1 protein-coding gene is annotated in these 982 nt (G+C 68.3%); it reads right to left on the reverse strand.

Annotated elements, in window-relative coordinates; translation table 11 throughout:
- A partial coding sequence (locus tag ACTZWU_RS16700; RefSeq protein ID WP_444738488.1) for an MYG1 family protein occupies positions 1 to 904 on the reverse strand: 904 nt, incomplete at its 3' end.
- Positions 905 to 982: the final 78 nt, after the last annotated feature.

Consider the following 982-nt stretch of genomic DNA (forward strand, 5'->3'; position numbering starts at 1 on the left):
CCTCCCGAACCGCGATGGCCGCAAGCTGCAGGGCAGCCCGCCGATTTGCCGCGACCGCGATGAACCGGGCATTGTGGCAAAAGCGCGCGCCGGGAACGCCCGAGGCGGCCTCGAACGCGGCGTCGGTGAGGCCCGCCCAGGCCTGCGGCAGGTCGGCGCGCTGCGCGAAGCCCTCGGGATCGCGGCGGATGCCGGTGATCGCCCAGTCCGTGTCGCGGGGATGCACGACGAACAACAGGTGATCGGCGCCCGCCTTTTCGATGGCCGCGCGGAAGGGCATGCCCATCGGCAGTTCCAGGATCGCACTGTCACCTGCGGCGGCGATGGCCTCCATCACCACGGCCTCGGCCCGCAGCTTGGCGGCCTTGCGGGCGATCGCGGCCTCGACAAAGGCGCGCGCGATGACCAGCGCCCGGTCGAAGGCCCGGTCATCCGCCTCGGGGGTGCAGTCGTCGAAGACGGGTTTCAGGCTCTCCAGCAGCAGGGGCAGCGACAGGTCCGCAAGCGGCCCGGTCGGCGACAGCGCGCCGTTATCCACCAGATCGATGGGCAGCACGAAATCCGCATCGAAGGCAGCGTGGATCGCGTCCACGTCCCTTTCGGGCAGGCCGAAGGCGCGCAGGTAATCCCGGCCGAAATGCCGCCAGATCAGCCCGAAAGAGCTGTAGGGCTGGCCATCATCGCGCAGCGGCGGGTTCTTCTGGTGGTGGTCGAAGATCAGCCGCGCGGGGTCGTAGTCGCGCCCGACGTCATAGATCACCCGATCCGGCGCGGGGCTGGTCCAATCGGCGTCGCGCGTCCGCAGGATCCGGGCCTGCGGGAAAAGCCGGGTCAGGATGACCGACGAGAGAAGCTCGTCGGCGTGAAAGCCGCCGGAATGGGTGACGAGATGGGCGATGGTCATGGCCAGTCCTGAAAAGCAGATGACCGCCCGAAGGCGGTCAGCGAGAAATCAATGGATTGCAAAACTCTTGCCCCGAAC

The sequence above is a fragment of the Paracoccus sp. NSM genome, assembly GCF_052379855.1.
In the GTDB taxonomy this organism is placed as follows: domain Bacteria; phylum Pseudomonadota; class Alphaproteobacteria; order Rhodobacterales; family Rhodobacteraceae; genus Paracoccus.